Origin of the sequence: Geobacillus sp. WSUCF1 (assembly GCF_000422025.1) — a bacterium.
Classification (GTDB): Bacteria; Bacillota; Bacilli; order Bacillales; family Anoxybacillaceae; genus Geobacillus; species Geobacillus zalihae.
On record NZ_ATCO01000307.1, the window covers coordinates 1 to 2,581 of the forward strand.

The window sequence follows — 2,581 nt, forward strand, 5'->3', positions numbered from 1 at the left end:
TGGCATTGATGATAAAAAGCAGAAAAAAAGAAAAAAAACAAATTTCATGAAAGGGCTATGGTTGAGCATTTCGCTTGTTCTATTGCTAACCGCATGTGACAGCCAAAAAGAAACAGCGAATGGCACAGCTTCTACTAAAGAAAAAGTGGATAAAGAAGTGGTTGTTGCGGTTCCCCAAGATCCGGATTACTTGGACCCGTTTTTGGCTCAAGCCGCGGGAACGAGAGAAATAATGTTCAATGTTTTTGAAGGGCTGTTAAAGCCAAATAATAAAGGGGAGCTTATCCCGGCAATTGCGGAATCTTATAAAATTTCCCCAGATGGGCTAACCTATACATTTATATTGAGAGATGGCGTGAAATTTCATAATGGGCAAGAGGTGACTGCTGAGGATGTAAAGTATTCCTATGATCTTTTAGCGGGAATTGATACAGGAAAGCCGTTGTACACTTCGTTTAGCAATGTGGAATCGATTACGGCACCGGATAAGAAAACGGTCGCCATTAAACTGAAGCAAAGAGAAGCCTCCTTCTTGACGGCAGTGACCGCTGCCGTTATTCCGAAAGGTTATAAGGACAGCAATAAAACTCCGATTGGGACAGGCCCTTTTAAGTTCGTGGAATACTTGCCGGGGCAGCGTCTCGTTCTCGAGAAAAATCCTGATTATTATGTGAAAGGTGTTCCTTATTTGGACAAGGTGGAGTTTCGCATTATTAAAGATGCAGAAGCTGCTTTCTTAGCTTTTCAATCAGGAGAAATTGACATTTATCCTCGAATCGGAAGCGAAAAATTAGAAGAATTGGGCAAAGGATATAAGTATGTTAGCGCCCCGCAAAACTTAGTGCAATTGCTTGCATTCAACCATAAAAGAAAACCATTCAATAACAAATTCGTTCGTCAGGCAATCAATTATGCCATTGATAAAGATGAGATTATTAAAGGGGTTGCCTTAGGAAAAGGAACAAAAATCGGTTCGAATATGAGCCCGATTATGGGCAAATATTATCAAGAAGGTTTAGAAGATAAGTATGCGATTAATATCGAAAAAGCGAAACAATTGCTTTCTGAAGCGGGTTACCCGAATGGATTTACAACAACGATCACGGTTCCGTCCAATTATCAGTTTCATGTAGATACAGCTCAAGTAATTGCCCAGCAGCTTAAAAAGATTGGAGTAAAAGCAAACATTGAAACTGTGGAGTGGGGAGTATGGCTGGAGCGTGTTTATCAAGGCAGGGATTATGACACGACGATTATAGGGCTGGATGGAAAATTAGATCCGTACGAAATCTTAAATAAATATTTATCAACAGCAAAAAATAATTTCTTTAATTTTTCTAACCATCAGTTTGATCAAGTGCTGGAGCAGGCGAGAACAGAAGTGGATGAAAATAAGCGGGTAGAACTCATTAAAAAGGCACAGACCATTTTGGCAGAGGAAGCAGCGGCTGTTTACATTATGGATCCGAACACGAATGCGGCATTCAAAGACAATTTGGAAGGATATCAAACGTATCCAATTTATGTCCAAGATATGGCAGCAATAAAGGTGAAAGAGTAAGAGGCAATGGATTAAGGCAAAGGTACGAGGTGATGGTATGAATTTTGTGGTAAGGAGAATGTTTACGTTTTTTCTGACGCTGATTTTTGTCGTTTTCCTGTCTTTTTGCGCATTTCGCATTATTCCTGGGAACCCCGCTTTGGCGATTTTAGGGACGGAGGCCACCCCGGCACAATTGGAAGCACTTAATAAAAAACTCGGAGCTGACAAACCTCTTATCGAACAATTCGGATCATGGATGATTAATGTTTTGCATTTCGATTTTGGCGAATCATTGCGGTTTTCCGAACCTGTTTTAAGTTTAATCATAAGCCGCTCCTCCGTTACCTTCTCTTTGGCCATCATTGCTTTAATCATCACTGTTGTTACAGCGATACCTTTAGGAATGTTGGCGGCAAAGAGCAAAGGGAAAACGATGGATTTTCTGATCTCCATCATTACACAAATTGGTCTTTCGGTTCCCTCCTTTTGGTCTGGCATTCTGCTTATATTGATTTTCGGATTTACATTGAATTGGTTTTCTGCTGGAGGATATGTCCCGTGGTCAAAGAGCCCATTCCTTGCTTTGCGTTCCCTTTTTTTGCCGTCGCTGGCGATAGCGATTCCGCAAATTGCCATCGTTGTCCGTTATTTACGGACAACGATAATTGAACAGCTGAATGAAGATTATGTACGCACAGCATATAGTAAAGGGTTAAAAGAATCGACTATTTATTTCAAACATGTGTTAAAAAATGCGCTTATCCCTGTCGTTACAGTAGTTGGGATGAATTTTGGCGAAATTCTCGCAGGAAGTTTAGTCATTGAGCAGGTTTTCACGCTTCCGGGGTTCGGAAGCCTGCTTGTTTCCGCCATAGGCAGCCGTGATTATCCGCTTATTCAAGGGATGGTCCTTATTATTGCGTTCCTTGTTGTTTTGGTTAACTTAATAGTGGATTTAACCTATCGTTGGTTGGATCCAAAAATGGAATTAAAATAGGTGGTCCGCATGAACTTGCCAAAAAACAGCAATCTATGGAT

The 2,581-nt window shown here is 40.8% G+C and carries 2 protein-coding genes; both read left to right on the plus strand.

Annotation, left to right across the window (positions count from 1 at the left end):
* The coding region (locus I656_RS0117325) for an ABC transporter substrate-binding protein (protein ID WP_369770227.1) at positions 1-1,561 on the plus strand (1,561 nt) is incomplete at its 5' end.
* A gap of 37 nt (positions 1,562-1,598) precedes the next feature.
* Positions 1,599-2,540, plus strand: coding sequence for an ABC transporter permease (locus I656_RS00015; protein WP_020756994.1), 942 nt, complete (start codon positions 1,599-1,601; stop codon positions 2,538-2,540).
* The last annotated feature ends 41 nt before the right edge of the window (positions 2,541-2,581 follow it).